The 22919-nt window shown below is 58.6% G+C and carries 29 protein-coding genes and 1 tRNA gene; 15 read left to right on the forward strand and 15 right to left on the reverse strand.

Annotated features, from left to right (window positions below; translation table 11 throughout):
- Window positions 1-43: 43 nt before the first annotated feature.
- The 4 genes from AB1A64_RS11255 to AB1A64_RS11270 all read right to left on the reverse strand — a co-directional run bounded on the left by AB1A64_RS11255 (window position 44) and on the right by AB1A64_RS11270 (window position 4237).
- The gene (locus AB1A64_RS11255) at window positions 44-733 is read right to left on the reverse strand and encodes a DnaA/Hda family protein (RefSeq protein ID WP_366551488.1); all 690 of its coding nucleotides are present in this window, start codon (window positions 731-733) and stop codon (window positions 44-46) included.
- Window positions 734-1807 carry an AI-2E family transporter gene (locus tag AB1A64_RS11260; RefSeq protein ID WP_366551489.1) on the reverse strand — a complete coding sequence of 358 codons (1074 nt, stop codon included), beginning with the start codon at window positions 1805-1807 and terminating at the stop codon, window positions 734-736.
- A 91-nt stretch (window positions 1808-1898) separates the two neighbouring features.
- Complete coding sequence (locus AB1A64_RS11265) at window positions 1899-2873, reverse strand: 2OG-Fe(II) oxygenase family protein (RefSeq protein WP_366551490.1); 975 nt, start codon at window positions 2871-2873, stop codon at window positions 1899-1901.
- Window positions 2873-4237 carry an FAD-dependent oxidoreductase gene (locus AB1A64_RS11270; RefSeq protein WP_366551491.1) on the reverse strand — a complete coding sequence of 455 codons (1365 nt, stop codon included), beginning with the start codon at window positions 4235-4237 and terminating at the stop codon, window positions 2873-2875. The genes AB1A64_RS11265 and AB1A64_RS11270 overlap by 1 nt, the downstream gene beginning before the upstream one ends.
- Window positions 4238-4404: 167 nt before the next feature.
- Between AB1A64_RS11270 and proS the strand changes: the two genes are divergently transcribed.
- The gene (gene proS / locus AB1A64_RS11275; RefSeq protein WP_366551492.1) at window positions 4405-5745 is read left to right on the forward strand and encodes a proline--tRNA ligase; all 1341 of its coding nucleotides are present in this window, start codon (window positions 4405-4407) and stop codon (window positions 5743-5745) included.
- Window positions 5729-6640, forward strand: a complete 912-nt coding sequence (locus AB1A64_RS11280; protein WP_366551493.1) for a glycosyltransferase family 2 protein — start codon at window positions 5729-5731, stop codon at window positions 6638-6640. Before proS ends, AB1A64_RS11280 begins: the two co-directional genes overlap by 17 nt.
- Window positions 6641-6642: 2 nt before the next feature.
- Here AB1A64_RS11280 and AB1A64_RS11285 read toward each other — a convergent pair whose 3' ends face one another.
- Entirely contained in the window at window positions 6643-6996 is a 354-nt protein-coding gene (locus tag AB1A64_RS11285) for a hypothetical protein (protein ID WP_170347997.1), read from the reverse strand.
- A gap of 377 nt (window positions 6997-7373) precedes the next feature.
- Here AB1A64_RS11285 and AB1A64_RS11290 point away from each other — a divergent pair, with 377 nt between their 5' ends.
- On the forward strand, window positions 7374-8669 hold the full coding sequence (locus AB1A64_RS11290; protein WP_366551494.1) for a lipoprotein-releasing ABC transporter permease subunit: 1296 nt from the start codon (window positions 7374-7376) through the stop codon (window positions 8667-8669).
- The gene (locus tag AB1A64_RS11295) at window positions 8662-9348 is read left to right on the forward strand and encodes an ABC transporter ATP-binding protein (RefSeq protein ID WP_366551495.1); all 687 of its coding nucleotides are present in this window, start codon (window positions 8662-8664) and stop codon (window positions 9346-9348) included. The genes AB1A64_RS11290 and AB1A64_RS11295 overlap by 8 nt, the downstream gene beginning before the upstream one ends.
- Here the strand turns inward: AB1A64_RS11295 and AB1A64_RS11300 are convergent.
- On the reverse strand, window positions 9332-9769 hold the full coding sequence (locus AB1A64_RS11300) for a DMT family transporter (RefSeq protein WP_366551496.1): 438 nt from the start codon (window positions 9767-9769) through the stop codon (window positions 9332-9334). The two genes, AB1A64_RS11295 and AB1A64_RS11300, sit on opposite strands and share 17 nt — an antisense overlap.
- 92 nt (window positions 9770-9861) lie before the next feature.
- Between AB1A64_RS11300 and AB1A64_RS11305 the strand changes: the two genes are divergently transcribed.
- Window positions 9862-10266, forward strand: a complete 405-nt coding sequence (locus AB1A64_RS11305; protein ID WP_366551497.1) for a cytochrome c — start codon at window positions 9862-9864, stop codon at window positions 10264-10266.
- 3 nt (window positions 10267-10269) lie between these two features.
- Here the strand turns inward: AB1A64_RS11305 and AB1A64_RS11310 are convergent, their stop codons facing one another.
- Together AB1A64_RS11310 and AB1A64_RS11315 are read right to left on the reverse strand one after the other, a co-directional pair.
- Entirely contained in the window at window positions 10270-10938 is a 669-nt protein-coding gene (locus AB1A64_RS11310; RefSeq protein WP_366551498.1) for a hypothetical protein, read from the reverse strand.
- 58 nt (window positions 10939-10996) lie between these two features.
- Window positions 10997-11659 carry a DNA-3-methyladenine glycosylase I gene (locus AB1A64_RS11315; RefSeq protein ID WP_366551499.1) on the reverse strand — a complete coding sequence of 221 codons (663 nt, stop codon included), beginning with the start codon at window positions 11657-11659 and terminating at the stop codon, window positions 10997-10999.
- A gap of 168 nt (window positions 11660-11827) precedes the next feature.
- Between AB1A64_RS11315 and AB1A64_RS11320 the strand changes: the two genes are divergently transcribed.
- The 4 genes from AB1A64_RS11320 to AB1A64_RS11335 all read left to right on the forward strand — a co-directional run bounded on the left by AB1A64_RS11320 (window position 11828) and on the right by AB1A64_RS11335 (window position 15537).
- Entirely contained in the window at window positions 11828-12493 is a 666-nt protein-coding gene (locus AB1A64_RS11320; RefSeq protein ID WP_366551500.1) for an NnrU family protein, read from the forward strand.
- 72 nt (window positions 12494-12565) lie between these two features.
- Window positions 12566-13087 carry a DUF2478 domain-containing protein gene (locus AB1A64_RS11325; protein ID WP_366551501.1) on the forward strand — a complete coding sequence of 174 codons (522 nt, stop codon included), beginning with the start codon at window positions 12566-12568 and terminating at the stop codon, window positions 13085-13087.
- Between the two features lie 87 nt (window positions 13088-13174).
- Window positions 13175-14422 (forward strand): D-arabinono-1,4-lactone oxidase, encoded by a 1248-nt coding sequence (locus tag AB1A64_RS11330; protein ID WP_366551502.1) that lies wholly within the window; start codon window positions 13175-13177, stop codon window positions 14420-14422.
- A complete protein-coding gene (locus AB1A64_RS11335) occupies window positions 14419-15537 on the forward strand; it encodes an alanine racemase (protein ID WP_366551503.1) in 1119 nt (372 codons plus the stop codon). Before AB1A64_RS11330 ends, AB1A64_RS11335 begins: the two co-directional genes overlap by 4 nt.
- A 34-nt stretch (window positions 15538-15571) precedes the next feature.
- On the opposite strand, the gene AB1A64_RS11340 is transcribed toward AB1A64_RS11335, so the two are convergent.
- A tRNA-Tyr gene (locus AB1A64_RS11340) sits at window positions 15572-15655 on the reverse strand.
- Between the two features lie 116 nt (window positions 15656-15771).
- Here AB1A64_RS11340 and rlmB point away from each other — a divergent pair.
- The 4 genes from rlmB to AB1A64_RS11360 all read left to right on the forward strand — a co-directional run bounded on the left by rlmB (window position 15772) and on the right by AB1A64_RS11360 (window position 18068).
- Complete coding sequence (gene rlmB / locus AB1A64_RS11345; protein ID WP_366551504.1) at window positions 15772-16545, forward strand: 23S rRNA (guanosine(2251)-2'-O)-methyltransferase RlmB; 774 nt, start codon at window positions 15772-15774, stop codon at window positions 16543-16545.
- Between the two features lie 124 nt (window positions 16546-16669).
- Window positions 16670-16840, forward strand: coding sequence for a hypothetical protein (locus AB1A64_RS11350; RefSeq protein ID WP_366551505.1), 171 nt, complete (start codon window positions 16670-16672; stop codon window positions 16838-16840).
- Window positions 16841-16946: 106 nt separating this feature from the next.
- A complete protein-coding gene (locus AB1A64_RS11355; RefSeq protein WP_366551506.1) occupies window positions 16947-17399 on the forward strand; it encodes a YHS domain-containing (seleno)protein in 453 nt (150 codons plus the stop codon).
- Between the two features lie 198 nt (window positions 17400-17597).
- A complete protein-coding gene (locus AB1A64_RS11360) occupies window positions 17598-18068 on the forward strand; it encodes a CoA-binding protein (RefSeq protein ID WP_366551507.1) in 471 nt (156 codons plus the stop codon).
- Here the strand turns inward: AB1A64_RS11360 and AB1A64_RS11365 are convergent.
- From AB1A64_RS11365 to hisF, 3 genes are all read right to left on the reverse strand, one after another.
- Entirely contained in the window at window positions 18065-18631 is a 567-nt protein-coding gene (locus AB1A64_RS11365) for a hypothetical protein (RefSeq protein WP_366551508.1), read from the reverse strand. The genes AB1A64_RS11360 and AB1A64_RS11365 overlap by 4 nt on opposite strands.
- A 73-nt stretch (window positions 18632-18704) precedes the next feature.
- Window positions 18705-19022, reverse strand: coding sequence for a phosphoribosyl-ATP diphosphatase (locus AB1A64_RS11370; RefSeq protein WP_366551509.1), 318 nt, complete (start codon window positions 19020-19022; stop codon window positions 18705-18707).
- Window positions 19019-19780, reverse strand: coding sequence for an imidazole glycerol phosphate synthase subunit HisF (gene hisF, locus AB1A64_RS11375; RefSeq protein ID WP_117872606.1), 762 nt, complete (start codon window positions 19778-19780; stop codon window positions 19019-19021). Before hisF ends, AB1A64_RS11370 begins: the two co-directional genes overlap by 4 nt.
- A gap of 118 nt (window positions 19781-19898) precedes the next feature.
- Between hisF and AB1A64_RS11380 the strand changes: the two genes are divergently transcribed.
- On the forward strand, window positions 19899-20345 hold the full coding sequence (locus AB1A64_RS11380; protein ID WP_254429466.1) for a DUF302 domain-containing protein: 447 nt from the start codon (window positions 19899-19901) through the stop codon (window positions 20343-20345).
- Window positions 20346-20394: 49 nt separating this feature from the next.
- On the opposite strand, the gene hisA is transcribed toward AB1A64_RS11380, so the two are convergent.
- Complete coding sequence (gene hisA / locus AB1A64_RS11385; protein WP_170516466.1) at window positions 20395-21117, reverse strand: 1-(5-phosphoribosyl)-5-[(5-phosphoribosylamino)methylideneamino]imidazole-4-carboxamide isomerase; 723 nt, start codon at window positions 21115-21117, stop codon at window positions 20395-20397.
- 134 nt (window positions 21118-21251) lie between these two features.
- On the opposite strand from hisA, the gene AB1A64_RS11390 reads away from it, so the two are divergent.
- A complete protein-coding gene (locus AB1A64_RS11390; protein ID WP_366551510.1) occupies window positions 21252-21653 on the forward strand; it encodes a DUF2147 domain-containing protein in 402 nt (133 codons plus the stop codon).
- Window positions 21654-21656: 3 nt separating this feature from the next.
- Here AB1A64_RS11390 and hisH read toward each other — a convergent pair whose 3' ends face one another.
- Both hisH and hisB read right to left on the reverse strand, forming a co-directional pair.
- Window positions 21657-22295, reverse strand: a complete 639-nt coding sequence (hisH, locus tag AB1A64_RS11395) for an imidazole glycerol phosphate synthase subunit HisH (RefSeq protein WP_366551511.1) — start codon at window positions 22293-22295, stop codon at window positions 21657-21659.
- Window positions 22296-22883: an imidazoleglycerol-phosphate dehydratase HisB gene (hisB, locus tag AB1A64_RS11400; protein ID WP_366551512.1), complete on the reverse strand. Its 588-nt coding sequence runs from the start codon at window positions 22881-22883 to the stop codon at window positions 22296-22298.
- Window positions 22884-22919: the final 36 nt, after the last annotated feature.

A 22919-nucleotide genomic window follows, 5' to 3' on the forward strand; every position in this document is an offset into this window, starting at 1 on the left:
TCCAGATATTCCGGTGGCAGAATGCGAAATCGCAGTGTGCGGGTCAATTGTCGGATGCGACATCTGTCATGTCCGCGTTTAGCACCCGGATCGCAAGAGCGCGGGTGATTTCCCGCTTTTCCGACAGAGCCAGATGATCCAACCGGGCGACTACCTCGGCAGCGGTTTTGAACCGTCGGTCCATGTGTTTGACGAGATAGGCAATTACGTCCGGTCCGGGGTTCAGTTGGCGATCGACGAACAGTTTGGCCAGAACGGCCCCCAAAAGCGCATCGTCTGGCGGATCCAGCGCTACGTGATGCGCACCTTCGATCCGGCTTTGCAGATCGGGCAGCGGCAATTGCCACAGCTTTGGCACCAGCCGCCCGGTCATCAACAGCGCATGACCTTCTGCCAGCACCAGGTTGTGCAAGTGAAACAGGGTTTTTTGCTGGTCGAGGTCGCCCGCGACCATCGGCATGTCTTCAATCGCAAGCGGAGTTCGGGCCAGAGTGGGTACATCCTCGTACCGCACGTCGCGGGCCTGAATAATCCGTCCGCCGGTTTCGGCAGCCCAAACATGGGCCAAATGCGTTTTGCCAGCCCCGGCAGGGCCGCTGAGGACAAGTTTGTTGCCGGGCCACGACGTCGCCGAGATCATGGCCACGGCCAGCGCATTAGCGGGCGAGACAAAGAAATCCTCGCGGCCCAGTGCGGTTTTGGCCGGAAGATCAAAGCTGAGTTGTTGGGCCATTTATTCGTCTTCCTGCTTCAACCCGTCGAGGCCGGTATACAGGCGGCTGTCCAAATAGATCGAGGTCAGGAACCGGGCGACCACGCCCAGCGCGGCGGCAACCGGCACAGCGACCAGCATGCCCACAAATCCGAACAGCGCGCCAAAGACCGACAGGGCCAGCAACAGCCAGACAGGGTGCAATCCGACCGAGCTGCCAACCAGCTTGGGGGTCAGGAAATTACCTTCGGTCACCTGTCCCAGCGCGAAGATACCGGCAACCAGCCCGATATGAAGCCAGTCTCCCCAGAACTGAAACAGCGCAAGGCCGATGGCCAGTGTTCCACCGATCAAGGCACCCAGATAGGGGATGAAGGTTACAAGCCCTGCGATGAAGCCCACGATCAGTCCGAATTGCAGCCCAACGATCATCAAGGCTACGGCATAGTAAGTTCCCAGGATCAAGCAGACGGTGCCCATACCCCGCACGAATGAGGCGAGAACAGCGTCAATTTCGCCTGCCAATCGCTTGATCGTTGGGGCGTGGTCACGAGGCAGCAGCTCTCCTATGCGGGCAATCATGCGATCCCAGTCCAGCAACAGATACACGGCGACCACCGGCACGATGACAAGCAGAACCACCACGTTGATGGCTGACCCCAGCGAAGCGGCGACGGATTGCAGCACATCTCCGGTTTTGGACTGCAGCGTCTCGCCCAGCGACACAAGGAATTGGTGAGAGCTGGATTCGGTGTCCAGAAGGGATGGAAATTGTTTTTCGATGAAGCCGCGAAGTTGCTTGAGCAGACTGGGCATGACTTCGACCAGATCGATCAACTGGGTGATCAGCGCGGGTACCACCATCAGCACCATCAGCACAAATCCCAGAACGCCGACAATGGTGATGATCCCGGTTGCGGCCATTCGCGACAGCCCCAAATTTTCCAGCCGGTCTGCAAGTGGATCAAGGAAGTAAGCGATTGCTCCGCCAATCACAAAGGGCAAAAGAACGTCGCCAAGTGCCCACAGTAGAAGCACAAAAACTACAGCGGCTATGCCCCAGTACCTGAGCTGATCCTTCACCGGCAAAGCCATGGCTGTCCCCTTGTTTTCGGCTCTTGCCAGTGTTCTTGGCGCATGCAGCCCCGTGATGCAAGCGCTTCATCGCTCGGACATTTCCCGGGCGCTAATCGCTGAGCGTACCCAGTTCGGGCGTGGCGTCATGGGCGGCCTCGTCCGGCCAGTTGGTGCGCCAGATTTCAGCAGACCAGTGGCCGCAATGTACCGCGGGCCGATCAAAGCCGGGCAGGGGATCGACCAGAGGTGTAACCACCACGTCATGGCGGGGCACGGCGAAATAGGGAAACGAGTAGCGTTCCTGCCCCGAGCGATTCACAACCCGATGCGGCGTAGATTTTAACCGCCCGCCGGACCACAGCTCCAGCATATCTCCGATATTGACGACAAACCCACCAGGCGGGCAATCGGGGCTGACCCAACCGCCATCGCGGGCTTGCACCTCGAGCCCGCCAACGGGGTCGGGGGCGATGATGGTCAAGGCGTCGGTGTCCTTGTGTGGATGAATGCCATAGCCGCCCTCATCGGGGGCTTGAGGCGGATAGTGCAGTAGGGTCATGTTGGTCATCGGATCGCGGAAAGCGTTCCTCAATCGGCGCGCGGGCAGCCCCAGGCCGGTTTCCAGCGCTCCCAGCAAAGCATCTGCAACGCGGTCCAGTTGGGACCAGTAGTCCAGGATCACACCGCGAGCGTCAGGCACCTGCGGTGGCCAGACGTTCGGGCCGTACAGGGCACAATCGCTGCGGATCGGTGCATCGCTGGCGACCTCATGGTGCAACTTATAGCCTTCGTATTTGTCCGCTTTGCCGGATCCGTCATTTGGCGTGAAGAACCCCAGCGGGATAAACCCTCGATAGTTTTCACGGGTGATGGCCTGATCCCATTTTGCACCTTCTTCAACACCAAAGATGGCCTGTACACAGGCGCGCATGTTCCTAACTGTGTCAGGGGATATGCCGGTTCCGGTGATCGACAGAAACCCGATATCGGTGCAGGCGTTCATGACCTGCTGAACGATCTGCTCATAATCCGCATTGGTCGCGTCAAACAGCGAGTCGATGTCGATAGTGGGAATTCTGCCCATTAGTTAACCCTGACGCCTTGGCTGTCAAGTTCAGCATGAACCGGGGCCAGGTTCAGCTCATGCAAGTCCTGATTGCTTTTCAGCGACAGGGCAGCTGCAATTCCGGCCCCCTGACCCATGACGGCACAGCAGGACATGTTGCGGGTGGCGGCATGCGCCACCTTGTCCGCCCCGTGCGACCGGCCTGCAACCAGCAGACCTTTAATGCCTTTCGGCAGCATCGAGCGGTAAGGCACATGCATATACCGGCCCGTGGTCGGCAGGATCAGGATGCCATAGCCGTCGATGAATTCGGGATAGATGCCGATCGTATCCTCGAACCGGCCCTGATGCCGGGCGTCGTCCTCGGTCATGTTGTAGATCGCGTCGATCTTGCGGGTGTCGCGAATACCGATGGTCATGCCGAAATTCCGCAGACGTGCGTTTTCGCAGCCGGGCATGAAACGGCGCAGCGCCTCGATGGCTAGCATTGACTGACGACGGCCCTCGATCTCGCCACGGGTCAGGCTGTCGGGATCGGTGCCGTCTATCCCGTCCATATGGATCAGGTTCATATAGGTCAGCTCACCCGTATCGTGGACTGCGCCCCAGGTGCCCGCGATGGTGTTTAGGTGCGGCGGGATCAGACCCTGTTCGATGGCTTGCTGGAACGGCTTCTTGACGAAGGGCGAGAACATGTCGTCCTCTTTGCCGCTGGTTTCGATGTTCCACTCGCCCCCGCCGCCCCAATCCTTGTAGGTCTGCGGGTCGGCCTTGACGCCCTCCATGAAGGCACGCTTGTCGACGCCCGCCAGATGGAACATGACCGAAGCGGCCATCATCTCTTCGGGCGCGGTCTTGTGGGTCGGTGCGCCCGCGCGATGGGCCACATCGGCATCGCCGGTGGCGTCGATCACGACACGGGCCAAAATCGCCTCGCGCCCGGCCTTGGATTCGGTGATTATGCCGGTGATCCGGTCACCGTCCATGATCGGCGCGACGAATTGCCGGTGCAGCATCGGATGCACGCCGGCCTCTTCGACCAGCTTGTCGGCAACCAGCTTGAACCCTTCGCTGTCCAGCTCATAACTGAGCGACTGACTTTCCGGCACTGCTGCGCCCATATCTCTGGCCCGGGTTTCGAATTCCAGGCCGATACCGCCCGCCTCGACTGTTTTCTCGTGGCGATACCAGGCAAAGCCTTCGACCCCCACGGCGGTGATATTGCCGCCCATGCAACCGAAGCGGTCGACCAGAGACACCTCTGCCCCTGCACGCGCGGCGGCCAAAGCGGCAGCCAGCCCGGCGGGGCCGGAGCCCACGACCAGAACTTCGGTTTTGTGAACGACTGGGATCTGTCGGGCGGGTTCCTGGATGGTCTGCATCGGCGCCTCATGGAGTTTGCATTTAAACCACCATTGAAAACCTTGACTGGCGGGTCAATCGAAATTCCGACAGGCCCGAGGTCGCAAAATCGCCAATGGCCGATTGCCCCCGGCGGGGCTTTGGAATAAGCAGCTTTGAAGATCAAATCCACCTTTAAAGGTTCACTATGCGCCTCAGCCGTTACTTTCTGCCCGTTCTCAAGGAAAACCCGTCCGAGGCCCAGATCGTCAGCCACCGGCTGATGCTGCGCGCCGGGATGATCAAGCAAGCTGCTGCCGGGATTTATTCGTGGCTGCCGCTGGGCTTCAAAGTCCTGCGCAAGCTGGAGAACATCATCCACGAAGAACAGGCGCGCGCCGGCCATATCGCGATTCAGATGCCAATTATCCAATCGGCGGACCTGTGGCGTGAATCCGGGCGTTATGATGACTACGGTCAGGAAATGCTGCGGATGAAGGACCGGCATGACCGGGATATGCTGTTCACCCCCACAGCCGAAGAACTGGTCACGGACATCTTCCGTGGTCACGTCAGCAGCTACAAGGACCTGCCGCTGACGCTGTATCAAATCCAGTGGAAGTTCCGCGACGAAATCCGTCCCCGTTTCGGTGTGATGCGCGGGCGCGAGTTCTACATGAAGGACGGCTACAATTTCGACCTGACGAAAGAGGACGCGCTGCACGCTTACAACCGCCATCTGGTCACCTATCTGCGCACCTACGAACGGATGGGTTTGCAGGCCCTTCCCATGCGCGCGGATTCTGGTCCGATCGGCGGCGACAATACGCATGAGTTTCTGGTGCTTGCTGATACCGGCGAGTCCGAGGTGTTCTATGACAGCGCCGTCACTGACCTGACGTTTGGCGACCGTCAGATCGACTATGACGACCGGGCGCAGTGTCAGGCCATTCTGGAAGAGTTTACCTCGAAATACGCCCGCACTGACGAAACCCACGACGAGGCGCTGTTCAATCAGGTGCCCGAAGATCGCCGCCGTGTGGCGCGCGGGATCGAAGTGGGGCAGATTTTCTATTTCGGTACCAAGTATTCCGAGGCGATGGGCGCGACTGTTCAAGGCCCCGATGGCAAGCCAACGCCGGTCCATATGGGCAGTCACGGCATTGGCGTCAGCCGTCTGATCGGTGCGATCATCGAAGCCAGCCATGACGACAAGGGCATCATCTGGCCCGAAGGTGTAACCCCGTTCCATTGCGGTATCGTCAACCTCAAGCAGGGTGATGATGAAGCTGACGCCGCCTGCGACAAACTCTATGGCGCGCTGACCGCACTGGGGCTTGAGCCGCTATATGATGACCGCAACGAACGGGCAGGGGGCAAGTTTGCCACCATGGACCTGATCGGCCTGCCATGGCGTATCACCGTTGGGCCGCGGGGTCTGAAAAACGGCGTGGTTGAACTGACCTGTCGCCGTACCGGTGAAAGCGAGGAGTTGAGCCCCGAAGCCGCCGTCACGAAAGTTGCTGAAATCTATGAGCAATTCGTCTGAACAGGATCATCGGCCGCTGATCTCGGTCGTCACCGTTACGCGGAACCTGATCGAAGCAGGGCGCGAGGCCCAAGTCCTTGCCGCCCTGGACAGCGTGCAGTCGCAAAAGCTCCGTGACATCGAGCATGTGATCTGGGACGGCCAATCCGACGACGGAACGCAGGACCTGCTGAAAGACGCGATTCAGAAATTCTCGGAGGCGGGCGACCCCATTCCGGTGCGGTATTTCTGTGAGGCGGACAAAAGCCTGTATGACGCGATGAACCAGGCGGTTGATTGGTGTAGTGGCGAGTATGTCTTGTTTCTCAACTCGGATGATCTGATTGCAGACCCTGACAGCCTGCTGAGGGTGCAAAAAGCTATCGAGCCCGATAAGCCAGATTTTGTGTATGGCGAAACCGTCTTTTTCGATGATAAGGGCAACCGCCGCCATGCCCGTCGGCTTACCCCGAAATCCATCTTGCAGCGCTTGCCATTCGGTCACAACGCGATGGTCCTGAAAAGGACGCTGTTTCAGGAATTGGGCGGTCACGACCTGCAATTCCGTATCGCCGCGGATTATGACATGGTTTTGCGGATGATCCTGTCTGGTCATACCGGACAGCGGTTGCAGGCCCCGATATCGCTGTTTCGGATCGGTGGAGTATCAGCAGACACAGACGCTGCCGGGGCCGAAATGGCCGCATGTTGGCTAAAAAACTACAGTCAGTTCTGCGATCTGTCTGGGTACTCGGACGCGCAGCGCTTTGGTTGGTACAAACAAGGTCATTTGCCGGTTCGAGTTTCAGGCGCCATTTTGCTGAAATCGCTGTCGCAGCCCGCTATCGCGCGTGCCGCGCTTTATAGCCTGACAAAGACGTTACGTCGCAAGGCTCAGTTCTGGCGGAGTTTCTAGGTTCACTGCGGTTCCGGTCGTTCCGTCAGAATTTCACCATCCGCACTGTTGCCGCGTGCTACGACAATCGGACGGCCCAGACGTCTGACCAGATCTTTGTATTCGAAGCCTAGAAAGCGTATCCCACAAACCCGTTGATCGGTAGTACGATCCGTAATGCACAGCCGCCCCTGACGGAACGCCAGTCGGTATCCTTTGTCTTTCAGGATATCGGTCAAACTTGCCCAGCTTGCCGCTGTATCGAATACAGGGCGAATGACTGCGCGCAACAATGCTGCTGTTTCACAATCCAGTTCTGAAGATGCGTTTCGGACCAAAATCGGGTCCAACAATTCCTTATTACTCTTTACAAACATGAGCGACCCCCGCTCTTAAAATGAAATCCCCCTTACGTCTAGGGTGACAAAGTTTTAAAAAATAAGCAAAAGGCGAAAGAATATTGCTTAATCAATGTTGCATTTTGAGTTCAGTAACTCACGCAATGGCTCTATTGACTTCATAGCTGAAACAATTGGTGGTTGTCTGTGAAGGGGGTCACAACCAAGGGTATAACTTGGGTCATTTCCATCTCCTTCCGCCAGAGCGACTTTCCCGATACTTAGAGTGATTCGCATTGGGCCATGCCAATAAAAGTAGCAGGATTGCCTATCACCGGGCGGGACGCGCATAACCACCTTGACCATCCCGGCAAATGCCGAAAGGGTCGCGCAAACCAAAAAGCCCCGGAGCAGACATGGCCAAGACGCCCCCGCCCTTTGCCCCATTCGAATGGAAGATCGCTTGGCGATACCTGCGCGCACGCCGTGCCGAGGGGGGTGTCAGTGTGATGACCTGGATTTCGCTAATCGGAATTACGTTGGCAGTGTTTGCCCTGATCGCGACGTTGGCTGTTCGGTCCGGATTCCGATCCGAGTTCGTGGGCACCATTCTGGGGGCTAACGCGCATGTCACTGTTTATTCGGCGGGCAATTTTGATGCGCAGGGCAATCTGGATCGCACCATCGCGGATTATGACAGTGTGGCTGAGCGCGTTGCGCAGGTGCCCGGCGTTGAACGCGCCGCGCCCTTGGTCAAAGGGCAGGTGCTGATCACCAATCGCGAGCGCAGCAGCGGCGTCGAGGTGTTTGGCATTCAGCCTGACGACCTCTTGGACCTGCCCGGCGTTGCCGAAAGCGAACAGGCGGTGGGTGACTTGTCCGAGTTCCAGAATGGAGAGGATGTTGTCGCGATCGGTTCGGGCGTGGCGCGCAGTATTGGGGCAACTGTGGGGGATACGGTCAAACTGACGTCTCCTAACGGGGTGAAGACAGCCTTTGGAACTTCACCGCGTGTGAACGCCTATCGGGTGGTCTATGTCTTTTCGGCCGGGCGCTATGATATCGACCGCACCCGCGTTTACATGCCGTTCGAACAGGCGCAGGGCTTTTTCAACCGCGAGGGCGTTGCGGATGAGATCGAGGTGATGGTTGACCGCCCCGAAGAATTGACGCCGATCCTGATCCCTATTCTTGAAGCCGCCGGCGAGCGAAGTCAGATCTGGACCTGGCAGGACGCCTCGGGCGGGTTCCTGCGCGCGTTAGAGGTCGAGGACAACGTGATGTTTATCATCTTGTCGATCCTCGTGCTGATTGCGGCGATGAATATCGTCTCGGGGTTGATCATGCTGGTGAAGAACAAGGGGCGCGATATCGGCATCCTGCGCACCATCGGTCTGAGCGAGGGGTCAGTTCTGCGTGTCTTCTTCATCTGCGGTGCCTTTACCGGCATCATCGGCACCGTGATGGGTGTTGTTCTGGGTTGCTTGTTCGCGATCTATATCGACCCGATCTTTTCGTTCGTGAACTATGTCATGGGTGGCGGTGTCTGGGACCCTTCCATTCGCGGCATCTATGCCCTGCCTGCCGAACTGCACCTGTCGGACGTGTTGAAGGCAATCGGATTGTCGCTGGGCCTGTCATTCTTTGTCACTTATTTCCCTGCCCGCCGCGCGGCGCGGCTGAATCCGGTTGAGGCGCTGCGCTATGAATGATGTGACATTGCGATTGAGCGGTTTGACCAAAACCTATCTGAAGGGCACACCCGGCGAGGTTCAGGTGCTGCGTGGGGCCGATCTGGAACTGCGCGCGGGCGAAGCGGTGGCGCTGGTTGCACCATCCGGTGCGGGCAAGTCGACCCTTTTGCACATTGCCGGTTTGCTGGACACGCCGGATGACGGCTCGGTCGAGATTGCGGACCAGAAAGTCAAAAGCAAGGGCGACCGGACCCGCACCGCTTTGCGGCGGCAGGACGTGGGGTTTGTCTATCAGTTCCACCATCTATTGCCCGAATTCACGGCATTGGAGAATATAACCCTGCCGCAACTGGCCAACGGGGTGTCCGAGGCGGCTGCACAGGCGCGGGCGATGTCGTTGCTGAAACGCGTCGGTGTTGCGCCTCGCGCTGATCACCGCCCGGCGGCGCTGTCAGGCGGAGAACAACAGCGGGTCGCGTTTTGCCGGGCGCTGGCCAACAAGCCGCGCGTGTTGCTGGCGGATGAGCCGACGGGCAATCTGGACCCCGAAACCTCGGATCAGGTGTTTGATGCACTGATGGCGTTGGTTCGGGACGAGGGGCTTTCAGCGCTGATCGCCACGCACAACATGAACCTTGCCTCGCGGATGGACCGGAAGCTGCGGTTGGAGGGCGGTGTGCTCAAGCCAGTTGAGTGATCGCCACACCCACAGCCATTACGGCGATCCCGCCCGCGCGCACCATTGTCAGCGGCGTGACCTGCGCGCCGAACAGCCCGAAATGGTCGATGGCTGCCGTGCTGATCAACTGACCTAGCAGGACGAAGAACACCGCATTGCCGACACCGAAATGCGGTGCGACATGGGTGATGGACAGGACGTAAAAGGCGATCAGGACACCGGCCAACAACAGGTGTTTCGGTGCCTGCATGACTTTGGGCAACGCGCCCGTGCCGGTAAACAGAACCATCACCAGTGCGGTTGCTCCGAACGCGATGGCGAACAGGACGACAGCGGCGGTGGTCGGCGATCCGATCAGTTTGCCAAGCGCCGCGTTCAGAGCGGCAAGGATTGGAACGCCAATCCCGGCGGCCAGCATGATAACTGCATATTGTGTCATTGCCCGTACCTATCTGCTTCGTTGATCTGGATCATTGCGCCAAGCCGGTCCTCGGGCAAGCCTATATATGTCAATCGTGACAGGAGGATGCGATGCCCAGACCCCTAATGACTGCCGTTTCGTTCGGAGTGCTGATGACCGCTGCTCAGGTCGCCGCGCAGGACGTGGATACCGGGGCCGAGCTATATCAGCACTATTGTGCAACGTGCCACGGAATCGATGCGACAGGGCATGGACCGATGGCCGGGATTTTGGTCATTCAGCCGGTTGATCTGACCAAGCTGGCCGGAGAAGACGGTGTTTTCCCAACTGCGCGTGTTGTCGCGCGGATTGACGGGCGCGACCCGTTGGTCAGCCACGGCAGCCCGATGCCGGTCTATGGGCCATATTTCGACGGTCAGGACACTTCGATGAAAACGTCCGAGGGGCAGCCGATTTTGACCAGCCAGCCGATCGTGGATCTGATCGCCTATCTTGAAACATTGCAGGGCGGGTAACGTCTAGCGGCAAATGCCTTCGATCTTTGCCCCGCTCCAGGGGATGACGACATCACGCTCGCGCGGTTGGGTTGGCAAGGGCGATGTATCGAAATGTGCGCCCAGCATGTTGTGCAGGCGTTGGGTGCGGGGGGCTTGGGGGTCCAGCGCCCGGCAGCAGACATATTCCTCGACAATCGCGCCTTGTTGTTCGAACCCGTAGGATAGGAAGTCGGACGAGGTTTCAATATCGAACAAGTAGGGGTCCTTGTTGCCGCCATGCTCGGCCGCTGCACGCAAAGGGTGATAGCCGGTAGTTTTCCGGTTCTGCCATTGCCACACATGGGTCAACTCATGCGCCAGCAACATTCCGGCAATCAGGTTCATCTGCTCGGGGAAGTCGGACATATAGTCCTCAAGATACCATTCGCGCGTGAAATAGACCTTGTTGAACAGGGCCACGGCGGCAGGTTTCGCCGTCACAACCCCTTCGGTCGGGGGTGGCAGGATGCGTTCACGGCAGGCCAGACGCGGCCGCTCTTTGCGGTAGAAAGTGATTGGCGCGACAGGGGCCCCCTCGACCAGGCGCACTCGGTCTAGGTTTAATGACTCACCCTGAACGGCGCTGGCAAAAGCGCGTTCCTGCTCGGTCAACGGACGACCGCAGGATGCAAGCAGAAGGAGAACCATCATGAGGAAGCGGCATGTCATGAGGTGAGCCTAGTGTGATGCTCCCGCTCTGCAACCGGTTTTACAGGCTCATCGCCAAAACCCGGCTGATTTCCGTCAACGACCGCCCGGATTGGTCCATCCACGTGTTGAATGCGTCCTGAACGGCGGCCATTGCCTTCTTGGAGCTGGGGGCTTTGTCGACCACGCCTTCAGCGATCAACCGGGCAGTGACGTCCCGCGACAGAATGAAACTGTCGCGCCCAGCAAACCGCATTGCATATTGCGCCGAGGCCCCGCCCAGACGCGACCCGCGCTTGCCCAGCATTGCCAGCAAACCTACGTAGTCGGTCGAGGACCAGCCACCCAACACCTTTCCCACGCCACCTTCCTGACGCAGTTCCAGCAGAAACGCGGCATTGTCCCGCACAGCGGCGATCTTGGTGCCGTTGCGGACAATGCGGGTGTCCTGCAGCAGGGCATCGAACTTCTCATCATCCATAAAGGCGCAGCGACCGACGTCAAAACCATCAAAGGCGGCCTCAAACCCATCCCATTTGTTTTCGATAACCTTCCAGTTGAACCCGGCCTGAAAGACGCATTTCGTGACGATCGACAGCCAACGATCATCGGGCAAGGCAGTCAACTCGGCCACGCTTTTGGGTTTGCTCAGCTTGGCCTGCAACGCGTCGGGTCCGTCGTGGCGATTGGCAGCCATGGTGTAGATCTCATCGAAATGGTGCATCGGTGTCCTCCGCGGGCAGGGTTGCCTGTTCATTGTCGGGTTGCAAGCGTTGAAACAATACGCTCAGAACATGCGCAGAAACCCCATGCGCCGCACCCGACTTGATTTCGGACAAGGATCATGCCGCCTCACGGACCTAAATAGGGGCCAACATTGACGGAGAATACCATGCTGGGTTGGGCCCTTTTCCTTGCCGCACTGATCACCTTTCTGCTGACCCACGCCATCCCCGCCCGGCCCGTCGTGCGGGGGCGGTTGATCGACGTGATGGGTCGCAGGGGGTATTTTACGGCCTATTCCGTGTTGTCCCTTTTGGTTTTGGGCTGGCTGATCGTCGCCGCAGCGCAAGCGCCTTATGTTGAAGTTATTCCACCGTTTCCCTTCCTACGTTGGGTGCCGCTGTTGACTATGCCAGTGGTGTGCTGGCTGGCCGTGGCAGGTTTGGCAATTCAAAATCCGTTCTCTTTTGGCGGGCTGGGCCACCGTCGGTTCGACCCTGAAAACCCCGGTATCCTGCGCATCACGCGTCATCCGCTTCTGGCCGCCATGATGCTGTGGGCCTTGGCGCATCTTCTGGCGAATGGCAGCCTGTCGCATGTCATCCTTTTCGGCCTATTTGCTGGTTTTGCGGCGTGGGGCATGGCGCTGATCGATCAGCGCAAGGCGCGCGATATGGGGATCGAATGGGTGCGTTTATCCCGCAATACAGCGCGGTTTTCCCTGCGCGCGCCGCGACCTTGGCCGGGCTTGGGGATCGCGCTGATTTCCTTGGCCGCATTTGTGGTTCTGCTTCACCTGCACGCGCCTGTGATCGGCCTTTCACCCCTGCCATAACGCAAGGAGTGGCCGGACAGGGTCATGCGTGCTATCTGGAAAGTCACACTTTAGGACTATGAGGGTCTTTCAATGTATCTGGCCTATGTTACCACCACCGACCGCGGCGCAACTGACCGCCTGCTGAGCGCCGTTGCCGAACATCTTCTGGCCAACAATGCCCGTCTGGTCGGCGTGGTTCAAACCAACACCGAATGCGCCGACAGCAGCAAATGCGACATGGATGTCCGCGTGCTGCCCGAGGGCGAAACCATTCGCATCTCGCAATCGCTGGGTGAGCATTCGCGCGGCTGTCGGCTGGACCCGGCTGCGTTGGAACGGGCTGTGGGATATGTCACCAGCTCGCTGGAGGACTCGCCGCAGTTGCTGATCATCAACAAGTTCGGCAAGCACGAAGCTGACGGGCGCGGGTTTCGCCCAGTGATCGCCGAAGCGCTGACGCAGGATATTCCTGTGCTGGTCGGCGTGAATGGTCTGAACAAAGACAAGTTTCAAGAGTTCACCGGTGGCGCGGCCGAGCAGCTTGATCCGAACCTCGAGGCCATCACCGCGTGGTTCGACCGCGTCAACGCGCAACGCGCGGCTGCGGCCTGAGTTAACCTCTCGTCGGGTAAACCACTGTAATCCTGACTTGTTTCGTTTCACCTGTGCTGCAATCTTCGATCCAAGGGGAGATTGCACATGTGGACCAATTGGGCCGGAAACCAGCGCGCGCAGACGCCGATCACACGCCCAACCTCGATTTCCGAGTTGCAGCAGGCGGTGGCGCAGTCAGACACGCTGCGGGTCGTTGGGGCCGGTCATTCGTTCACGCCCATCGTTGCCGGTGCGGAACGGATACTGGACTTGTCGTATATCGACTTGCCAGTGGTCAGAGAAGTCGGAGAAGGAAAGGTTTGGCTGAATGCAAATGCCCGGCTGCGCGACTTGTCTCCGGCCTTGGCGGGGCAGGGGATGGCCTTTCGCAATCTCGGTGACATCAACTCACAGTCTTTGGCCGGTGCAGTATCCACCGCCACGCACGGCACCGGACGCTCGCTGCCCTGTCTGGCCGCGGAAATCACCGCCGCAAAACTTGTCAGCGCGGGTGGGGATATTCTGACAACCGACGACATTCCGCTTCAGATGGCGCAAGTCACCGTGGGTATGTTGGGAATTTTGACCGAGGCCCAAATCTCGGTCGTGCCGAAATACAACCTGCGCCGACGGGTGCGACTGGCTGATCTGCAAGACAGCATCGCCAACATGCACCAGAACTGGGCCGAGAACCGGAATTTCGAGTTCTTCTATATTCCTTTCACCGGCAAGGCCGTCGAATTGCGTCATGAGATTTCGGACGCAGCCGAAAGCAAGGCGCCGCGCGATCTGGACATGATTGCCGTCAAGGTACTGAAGCTGGCGCGCAATGCTGGTCGGCTCAGCAGTGGGCTCCGCAAAATGCTGCTGAAACTCTTGACCATGGCGCAGTCGGACGAAGACTATGTGGGCGAAAGCTGGCGAGTGCTGTGCAGTGACAGGCATATTCGGTTCAAAGAGATGGAATACCACCTGCCGCCCGACGTCGCCCGAGATGTTCTGCAAGAGGTCATCACCCGCCTGCATCGCGACCACAAGGATATCTATTTCCCGATTGAGGTCCGCCAAACTGCGGGCGACTCGGCCTGCCTGTCCCCATTTCAGGGCGGGCCGCGCATTTCAATTGCGATACACACAGATGCGGACGAGGATCACCAGCGGTACTTTGACGCCATTGAACCACTGTTCATCGAAGCTGGCGGACGACCGCATTGGGGCAAAATGCACAACCTCAGCTACGCAGACCTATCCACTCTGTATCCTGATTTCGACCGTTTCTGCGCGCTGCGGGAACAATTGGACCCGTCCGGCAAGCTCCTAACGCCCGCGCTTGCTAGGCTTTTTCGACCATGACGGAGTATCTGCAAAACCTCTCTGAATCGCTGCGCGCGTATGGCGTGGACAAGCCGGTCGCGGTGGTTGATCTGGACAGGCTCGACGCAAATTGTGCCTTGGCGGTGGATGGGTCGGATGATGGTCTGGATCGCCGGCTGGTCGCCAAATCTCTACCTTGTCGGCCACTGCTGGATCATATTCGAGGCCTGATCCAAACCTCAGGTTTGATGACGTTTTCCGAGCCCATGCTGCTAGCGCTTTTGCAGGCTGAACCGAAAACCGACCATTTGATCGGCAAACCGTTGCCGGTCAGTTCGGCTGCGCGGGTTCTGAGCGAATGTCCAGATGCTGCCGCGCGGGTTCAATGGCTGATCGACTCGTCGGAACGGTTGCAATCCTATCTGGCCCTTGCAGCAGATCGACAACTAGCCCTGCGCCTGTCGCTTGAGGTCGATATCGGCCTGCATCGCGGTGGCTTTCAACCAGATCAAGTTGCGCGCATTGCACAAGAAATTGAGGCAACCCCCAATGCGCGGCTGTCCGGCGTTATGGGGTACGAGGCACATCTGGCCAAGCTGCCGGGTTTCTTGCGCAAACGTGCCGTTCAGTCCAGCGCGGATGCGTTCGATCGCGCCGTTTCCGGCCTGCCAAATGAGGCCAAGGGGCTGTGCCTGAACACCGGTGGCAGTCTGACGTTTCAGTCCTACCGCGCAACAGGTAAGGCCACCGAGGTCGCCTTTGGCTCGATTCTTGTGAAACCCACGGATTTCGACCACAAAACGACACAGGGATTTCAACCCGCAGCCTTCATCGCGACTCCGGTTTTGAAAACCATGCCCGGTAATTCGCTGCCGGGATTGGATTTTCTGGCCCGGCGCAAAACCGATCTTGCGATTTTCGGGGGGTATTTCCGCGCTAAACCGGTATTTCCCAACGGTTTTGGCTATTCCTCCATTTTCGGACGTTCAACCAATCAGGAGGTCTGGACAGGCCCGCCAAATGCGCCCGTCAATCCCGGCGACATCGCCCTGCTCCGCCCATGTCAGAGCGAAGCTGTGCTGAACCAGTTCGGGATCGTATTGGCGGTTAGGGGTGGTCAGGTGGTAGACGAATGGGAATGCCTGCCGAATTAACGGCCCCTTGCACTTTGTCACCATCAGAAGAAGATGGTGGGCGACCCTGGAATCGAACCAGGCGTGCGTCTCCGCGAGGGAGTTACAGTCCCCTGCCACACCTTGCGGCCTGTCGCCCACTGTCAGGCGTTGCACCTGACGTGGAGGCGTGATTACTAGCGCCTTAAAGGAGCGTCAACAGGAAAATACCGCTTTGACGCAGGAAACCGATTTCCCGGCTCGGAGGCCCAAGAAATGAAGAAACCCAAGTGGGTCGTTGAGAAAGAACAGGGCCGTAAAGCGGCTGCGTCCGAAACTGTCTGGTTGTTTGGCCTGCACGCTGTACGCGACGCGTTGATGAACCCGAACCGGCAAAAACTGCGATTGATTGTGACACGTAATGCGCAGGACAAGCTGACGGAAGCGATTGATTTTGCTGGGATCGAAGCCGAAATGGTCGATCCGCGCAAATTCACCGCGCCGATTGATCCGGGGTCCGTTCATCAAGGCGCGGCGCTTGAGGTTAAACCGCTGGATTGGGGTGGGCTGGCCGAAAATTGCATCGGGCGCGAACATCCCCGCGTGATTCTGCTGGACCGAGTGACCGACCCGCATAACGTCGGTGCGATTCTGCGCTCGGCTGAGGTTCTGGGGGCTAGTGCGGTGATCGGTACGCGGCACCATTCGGCACCTGAAACCGGGGCGCTGGCCAAAACTGCTAGCGGCGCGTTGGAACGCCAGCCGTATTTGCGGGTCCGCAATCTGGCCGACGCCATTGTCGAGCTGCAGAATATGGGCTTTCTGGTTCTGGGTCTGGATGGTGAAGCAGAAGAGACCATCGAGACAGCGTTAGGTGGCAAACTCGATCAGCCGGTCGCGTTGGTATTGGGGGCCGAGGGGCCGGGCTTGCGGCAAAAAACCAAGGAAACCGTTGATCAACTGGTGAAAATCGACGCAGCGGGCGGGTTTGGGTCACTCAACGTCTCAAATGCTGCCGCAATTGCCCTATATGCCTCAAGGCACAGATAGTCAGGAGAGCCCCATTCCCAGCCCGTCTAAAATCGCCACATGTTGTTATTGCGGGACCCGCGCTGCGCTGGTTCTGAAAGGTCAGGACCGTCACGAGCTGAGCTGTTCCAGCTGCGGGGCGCCATTGCATAACCTCAAGATGATGCCCAAGCGTAAATTGGCTGAAAGCCAATCAAAGCGCGGCGCGGCAAAGCCGACTGCCAGCCACAAGAAAAAGAAGCAGAAAAAGAAAAAGAGTGTCTTCTCGCGCGTGTTGGATGAGGCATGGGATGTCATCGAAGACATCTTTGATTGATGTGGTGCCTGGGCGACACAGGTGATCACAAGCCCGTTAAGTGGGGTGTCACTTGGTCATAAAACTTGCATTTTGAGACCCTGATGACCTTGTTCCGATTTCTGTGATGTTGACCCGACGTTTTCTTTTGGGCGCGATTGCCGCCGCTTTAATCACTCCTGCCGCGACAGCGCAGGAGATACCTGTCTTCTACGTGACCGATGGCACCGCGATGTCCGGGTATGACGTGGTGTCGTACTTCAATGGCGACGCCCCGGTTCATGGTCAGCCGAAATACGCCGTTGTCTGGAAAGGGGCCCAGTGGCACTTTGCAACTGCTGAGAACCGCGATGCGTTTGAACGTGACCCACGTGCCTTTGCCCCTCAATTCGGTGGATACTGCGCCTATGCCATGGCGCAGGGGTCGCTTGTAAGCACCGATCCCAAGGCATGGCAGGTCGTGGACGGTCGGCTGTATCTGACCCACTCACCCGAAATAGAAGCGATGTGGCGCGAAGCCAGGGCGGAATATATCCGTATGGCCGAAGCACATTGGCCGGTAATTCTTTACGAGCAATAGGCGGGTTTCCGCTTTTCGTGAGCTGTCATCACAAAAATGCGCATCCCCTCTTTTTTTCTCCCAACTTATGCCTAAATGTCACAGTGACCGCGGAACGGAACTGCCGCGGGTCATTTCACTGTCCCTCGTTCCAACAACTGGCGCTCAGGTTCGACCTGGGCGCTTTTTTCTTTGTTAAGGACGGCATAGGGTGCGCAAATGTCCGACTATTCCGATAAGCACCTGAAAGAGATTCTGCAGCGCACCAAGGTGGTCGCCGTTGTAGGCGTTTCAATGAACCCCGTACGCCCCAGTTATTACGTGGCCCGATATCTGTCGTTGAAGGGTTTTACCGTCATTCCGGTCAATCCGGGCCACGCAGGCAAGGCGCTGTTTGGTCAGACCGTCAGGGCGACGTTGTCCGAGATTTCTGAGCCCGTGGATATGGTCGACATTTTCCGCCGGTCCGAAGCTGTGCCACCGATTGTGGATGAGGCATTGGATGCCTTCCCGAACCTGCGCACAGTCTGGATGCAGATCGGTGTTGAGAACGCCGATGCCGCCGCCAAAGCGCAGGCGCGCTGGGTGGATGTGGTGATGAACCGCTGCCCCAAGATCGAATATCAGCGCCTGTTTGGTGAGTTGCGTATGGGTGGATTTGCCACTGGCGTCATCTCGTCCAGAATCTAGCCGCCGGTATAGGGCAAAAGTTCGCCGTATTGTTCCACGCGGCGCTTTTCCAATACGACGTTGCGTGGCACCCATTCGTATTTCGTGTCTTCGATCAGCGGCGACCAGAACAACACTCCGCCATAGCGCCACGGATCCAGCACCACTCCGTCATACATCGTTTCCCCTCTGCGGCTGATGATGGCCGTACTGTGGTCAATTCTGAACGGGTTGTCGGCGTTGGCGATGGCGCGGTGCAGGTCAAGAGTTTGAAAGTTTTCCTGTTTCAGGCGGCGCTCAATGTCTTCGGCCCAATGCCAGCACAGCCCGCGCGGGCGCAGACCCTTGTTGACCTTGGCGTTGTGGATCAGCGGGGGGTCGGTGATCTCGTATTCCTGTACCAATTGCGCCGTATAGGAATAGGCAATGCGAGCGGCACGGTCGGCCTCTTCGGGGTCGATATCGGGGCCGAGGCTGCGTATTTCGCTGGCCAACCGCTGAACTTCATCTCCGGTCGAAGGGGGAGGGGACGCGCATGCCCCCAGCGTCAGAAGGGCCAGCACCAAGGCCAAAGCTTTGATCATCTGCGTGCCCTTCGATCTGCAAAGCGTGAAACACGATGATAAAGGGTTGGGCGGTATGACGAAACCCTGCGGCTTACCCTTTGGGGCGTGCGGCTTTTTCGGCGATGCCGCTGGTGCCCTGTCGCTGTTCCAACTCGGCCAGAACATCATCCAATGCCACATCTCGCGAAGCCAGCATGACCAGCAGGTGATAAAGCACATCTGCGGCTTCGGTCGTCAGCCCGGCCTTGTTGTCCTTGACGGCCTCAATAATGGCCTCCACGGCCTCTTCTCCGAATTTTTCGGCGCATTTCTCGGGCCCTTTTGCCAATAGCTTGGCGGTCCAACTGGAGTCAGGATCAGCGCTTTTGCGGGCCTCAATGGTGGCGGCCAGATCGTGTAGAATACTCATGTCAGCCTCATCGGGATACCTGCGGCGGCCATGTGTTCCTTGGCTTCGCGGATGGTGTATTCGCCGAAATGAAAGATCGAGGCGGCAAGAACCGCGCTGGCCCCGCCCTCGGTCACACCTTCGACCAGGTGGTCAAGGTTGCCAACACCGCCCGAGGCGATCACCGGTACGTCCACCGCGTCGGAAATGGCGCGGGTCAGGGGCAGGTTGAAGCCGGCCTTGGTGCCGTCGCGGTCCATTGACGTCAGCAGGATTTCCCCGGCCCCTTTGGCGACGACGGTTTTGGCGAATTCCACCGCGTCAATGCCGGTGGGTTTGCGGCCACCATGGGTAAAAATCTCCCACTTGCCAGGGCTGACAGTCTTCGCGTCGATGGCACAGACAATGCACTGGCTGCCGAACTGATCGGCTGATTCCGCGATCACATCCGGGTTTGCCACGGCGGCCGAGTTAAAACTGACCTTGTCCGCACCAGCCAGCAGCAGGGCGCGCACGTCATCCTTAGTACGCACGCCGCCACCTACGGTCAGGGGCACAAAGCACTGCTCGGCGGTGCGCTGCACCACGTCAAACATGGTGCCGCGGTTTTCATGGGTGGCGTGGATGTCCAGAAAACAGATCTCGTCTGCGCCGGCGGCGTCATAGGCTTTGGCCGATTCCACCGGGTCGCCCGCATCACGCAGGCCAACGAAATTCACGCCCTTGACCACGCGGCCATCAGCGACATCCAGACAGGGAATGATGCGGGTTTTCAGCATGTCGGCATCCTTTGTTGCCGCACCTGTACCGGCAAAGCCTCGCCGATGCCAGACTTGTGATTGCCACCTGGTTCAAAACTGTGAACACTGCGCCCAAATTCATCAGGAGATCAAAGAGATGCGTAAACTTTTTTTGACAGCCGCTTTTGTATTTGGAGGGACCGTCGCAGCGATGGCAGACGATATCATCAAGGTAAACACAGCTAAATCCGTGCCCGAGGTAATGGACGCACTAGAAGCCGCCGTTGGCAATGCAGGCGCGACCGTATTTGCGCGCGTCGATCACGCGGCTGGTGCGGAAAAGGTCGGGCTGAGCATCCCGGCCAATCAGGTGCTGATCTTCGGCAACCCGGCGCTGGGAACGCCCGCGATGCAGATCGACCCGCGGGCGGGATTGTTCCTGCCATTAAAAGTTCAAGCCTATGAGGATGAAAACGGTCAGGTTTGGCTGGCTTACGAAGACCCGAAAGAGACCATGGATGAGCTTGACGACGTCGAGAAATCACCGGTCATCGAAAAGATGCGCGGCGCGTTGGCCAAGCTGACTTCGGTCGCGGCTCAATAACATCAGGAATGCGCCAGCTGGACTTCTTGCTGGCGCATTCGGGCCCGCTCTAGTTGCTCAGGGTGGCCAGGGCCTCTTTCAGGTTGAGGGCTCCGTCATAGAGCGCGCGACCGGAAATCGCCCCGTTCAATTCGACTCCGCAATCGCGCAGGGCGATGAGATCATCCAGCGAACTGACACCGCCCGAGGCAATCACCGGGATTGATACGGCGCGGGCCAGATCGGCGGTCGCTTCGATATTCGGACCCTGCATCGCGCCATCGCGGTTAATGTCGGTGTAAATGATAGCCGCGACGCCTGCGTCCTCGAAACTGCGGGCCAGATCGGTGACCTGAACGTCAGTCTCTTCGGCCCAACCCTTGGTGGCGACCATACCGTTCCGCGCGTCAATGCCCACAGCGACCTTGCCGGGGAATGCCTTTGCCGCCTCGCGCACCAGATCGGGGTTTTCTACTGCGACCGTTCCCAGAATCACGCGGGCGAGGCCTTTTTCGATCCAGGTTTCGATTGTGGCCATGTCGCGAATGCCACCACCCAACTGCGCGGGCACGTTGCAGGCCTTCAGAATGGCCTCGACCGGCGCGGCATTGACCGGTTCACCCGCAAAAGCGCCATTCAGGTCGACAAGATGCAGCCACTCGCACCCGGCCTCGACAAAGGCACGGGCCTGCGCGGCAGGATCGTCGTTGAACACGGTGGCCTTGTCCATTTCACCGCGCAACAGGCGCACGGCCTGGCCGTCTTTGAGGTCGATGGCGGGGTAGAGGATCATGTCGGGCGGCCCTATATCTTGGTTAGTCGCGCGGGATATCGCACAGTCAGGGCAGGGGATGCAACGCGACGCAAAGTCATTCTTGCCCGAAGCCGGCCGCCGGGCCAGAGTGATCGCAACACAGGGAGAGCATTATGAAGAAACTTCTACTTGCAGCAGGTTTTACCGCCATGGCGACCACCGCCTTTGCGGCTGACCCGGTTGATGGGCTGTGGAAGACCCAGCCGGGGGATACGGGCGGCTATCTGCATGTAACCATTGCGGAATGTGGCAGTGCGATCTGCGGCACAATTGACAGCGCCTTCGACGGTGATGGCAACCAGCAGTTGGAATATGAAAACCTGGGCAAACAGATCATCTGGGATATGGTGCCCGAGGGGGATGGTCAGTACGACAGCGGAAAAATCTGGGCACCGGACCGCGACAAGACCTACAACTCAAAAATGACGCTGGACAGTCAGAATGAACTGACTGTCAAAGGCTGTGTTGCTGGTGGTCTGGTCTGCCGTGGGCAGACCTGGACGCGGGTTCAGTGACCTTTAAGGGGTCCAGTTCAGGAAGTTCCCGATCATGCGCAGGCCCACATCCTGGCTTTTCTCGGGGTGGAACTGCATTCCAATCATCGTGTCGCGGCCAATGACGGCCGTGACCTCTTGGCCATAATCCACATAAGCCAGCCGCTCTGCCGGGTCTTTCACTCGAAAATGGTAGGAGTGGACGAAATAGACGTGATCACCCGTTTTGACGCCGCTAAACACCGCGTGATCGCTTTCCAGCACCAAATCGTTCCAGCCCATATGAGGCACTTTCAGCGCATCGTCCGAGGGTTCGATCCGCAGAACGTCACCGGTCACCCAGTCCAGACCGTCGGTCTCGGTGTATTCATGACCTTTTGAGGCCATCAGCTGCATGCCGACGCAGATGCCCAGAAACGGGCGGCCTTTCTGTTCAACCGCCTCAACCATCGCGTCATAGATGCCTTTGTGGCCGCGCAGCTCAGACGCACAGGCTGGAAACGCGCCGTCTCCGGGCAGGACCAGACGGTCGGCCCGCGCCACAACATCCGCGTCTGAGGTCACAACGACCTGGCCGGCATCCATTTCACGTGCCATGCGCTGAAACGCCTTTTCGGCCGAGTGCAGGTTGCCGCTTTCGTAGTCGATAATGGCCGTGAGCATTTACAGCGCGCCCTTTGTCGACGGAATCGCATCGGCCTTGCGCGGGTCAGTCTCAACCGCCAGACGCAGGGCGCGGGCGACGGCCTTGAACGCGGCCTCAGCAATGTGGTGGCTGTTGAAGCCGTGCAACTGGTCGATGTGCAACGTGATGCCGCCATGGGTGCTGAGCGCCTGAAAGAACTCGCGCACCAGTTCAGTGTCGAATGTCCCGATTTTCGGGGTCGGCAGATCCACGTTCCAGACCAGGAATGGACGGCCCGACAGATCCAGCGCACACCGGACCTGCGCGTCATCCATGGGCAGGTGGCATTCGCCATAGCGACGGATACCCTTTTTGTCACCCAGGGCTTGCGTCAACGCCTGACCCAGCGCGATGCCGGTATCCTCGACCGTGTGGTGATCGTCGATGTGATAATCACCCTTGGCGCTGATTGTCATGTCAATCAGCGAATGGCGCGCCAACTGGTCCAGCATATGATCGAAGAAGCCGACGCCGGTCTGGTTGTCATAGGTGCCGGTGCCGTCCAGATTGACCTCGACCGAGATTTCGGTCTCGGCGGTTTGACGGCTGATCTTTGCGCTGCGCATGGGCGAATTCCTTTTGCTACAGGCGCGCTTATAGAC

This window comes from Ruegeria sp. ANG10, assembly GCF_040705255.1.
Lineage (GTDB): Bacteria > Pseudomonadota > Alphaproteobacteria > Rhodobacterales > Rhodobacteraceae > Ruegeria.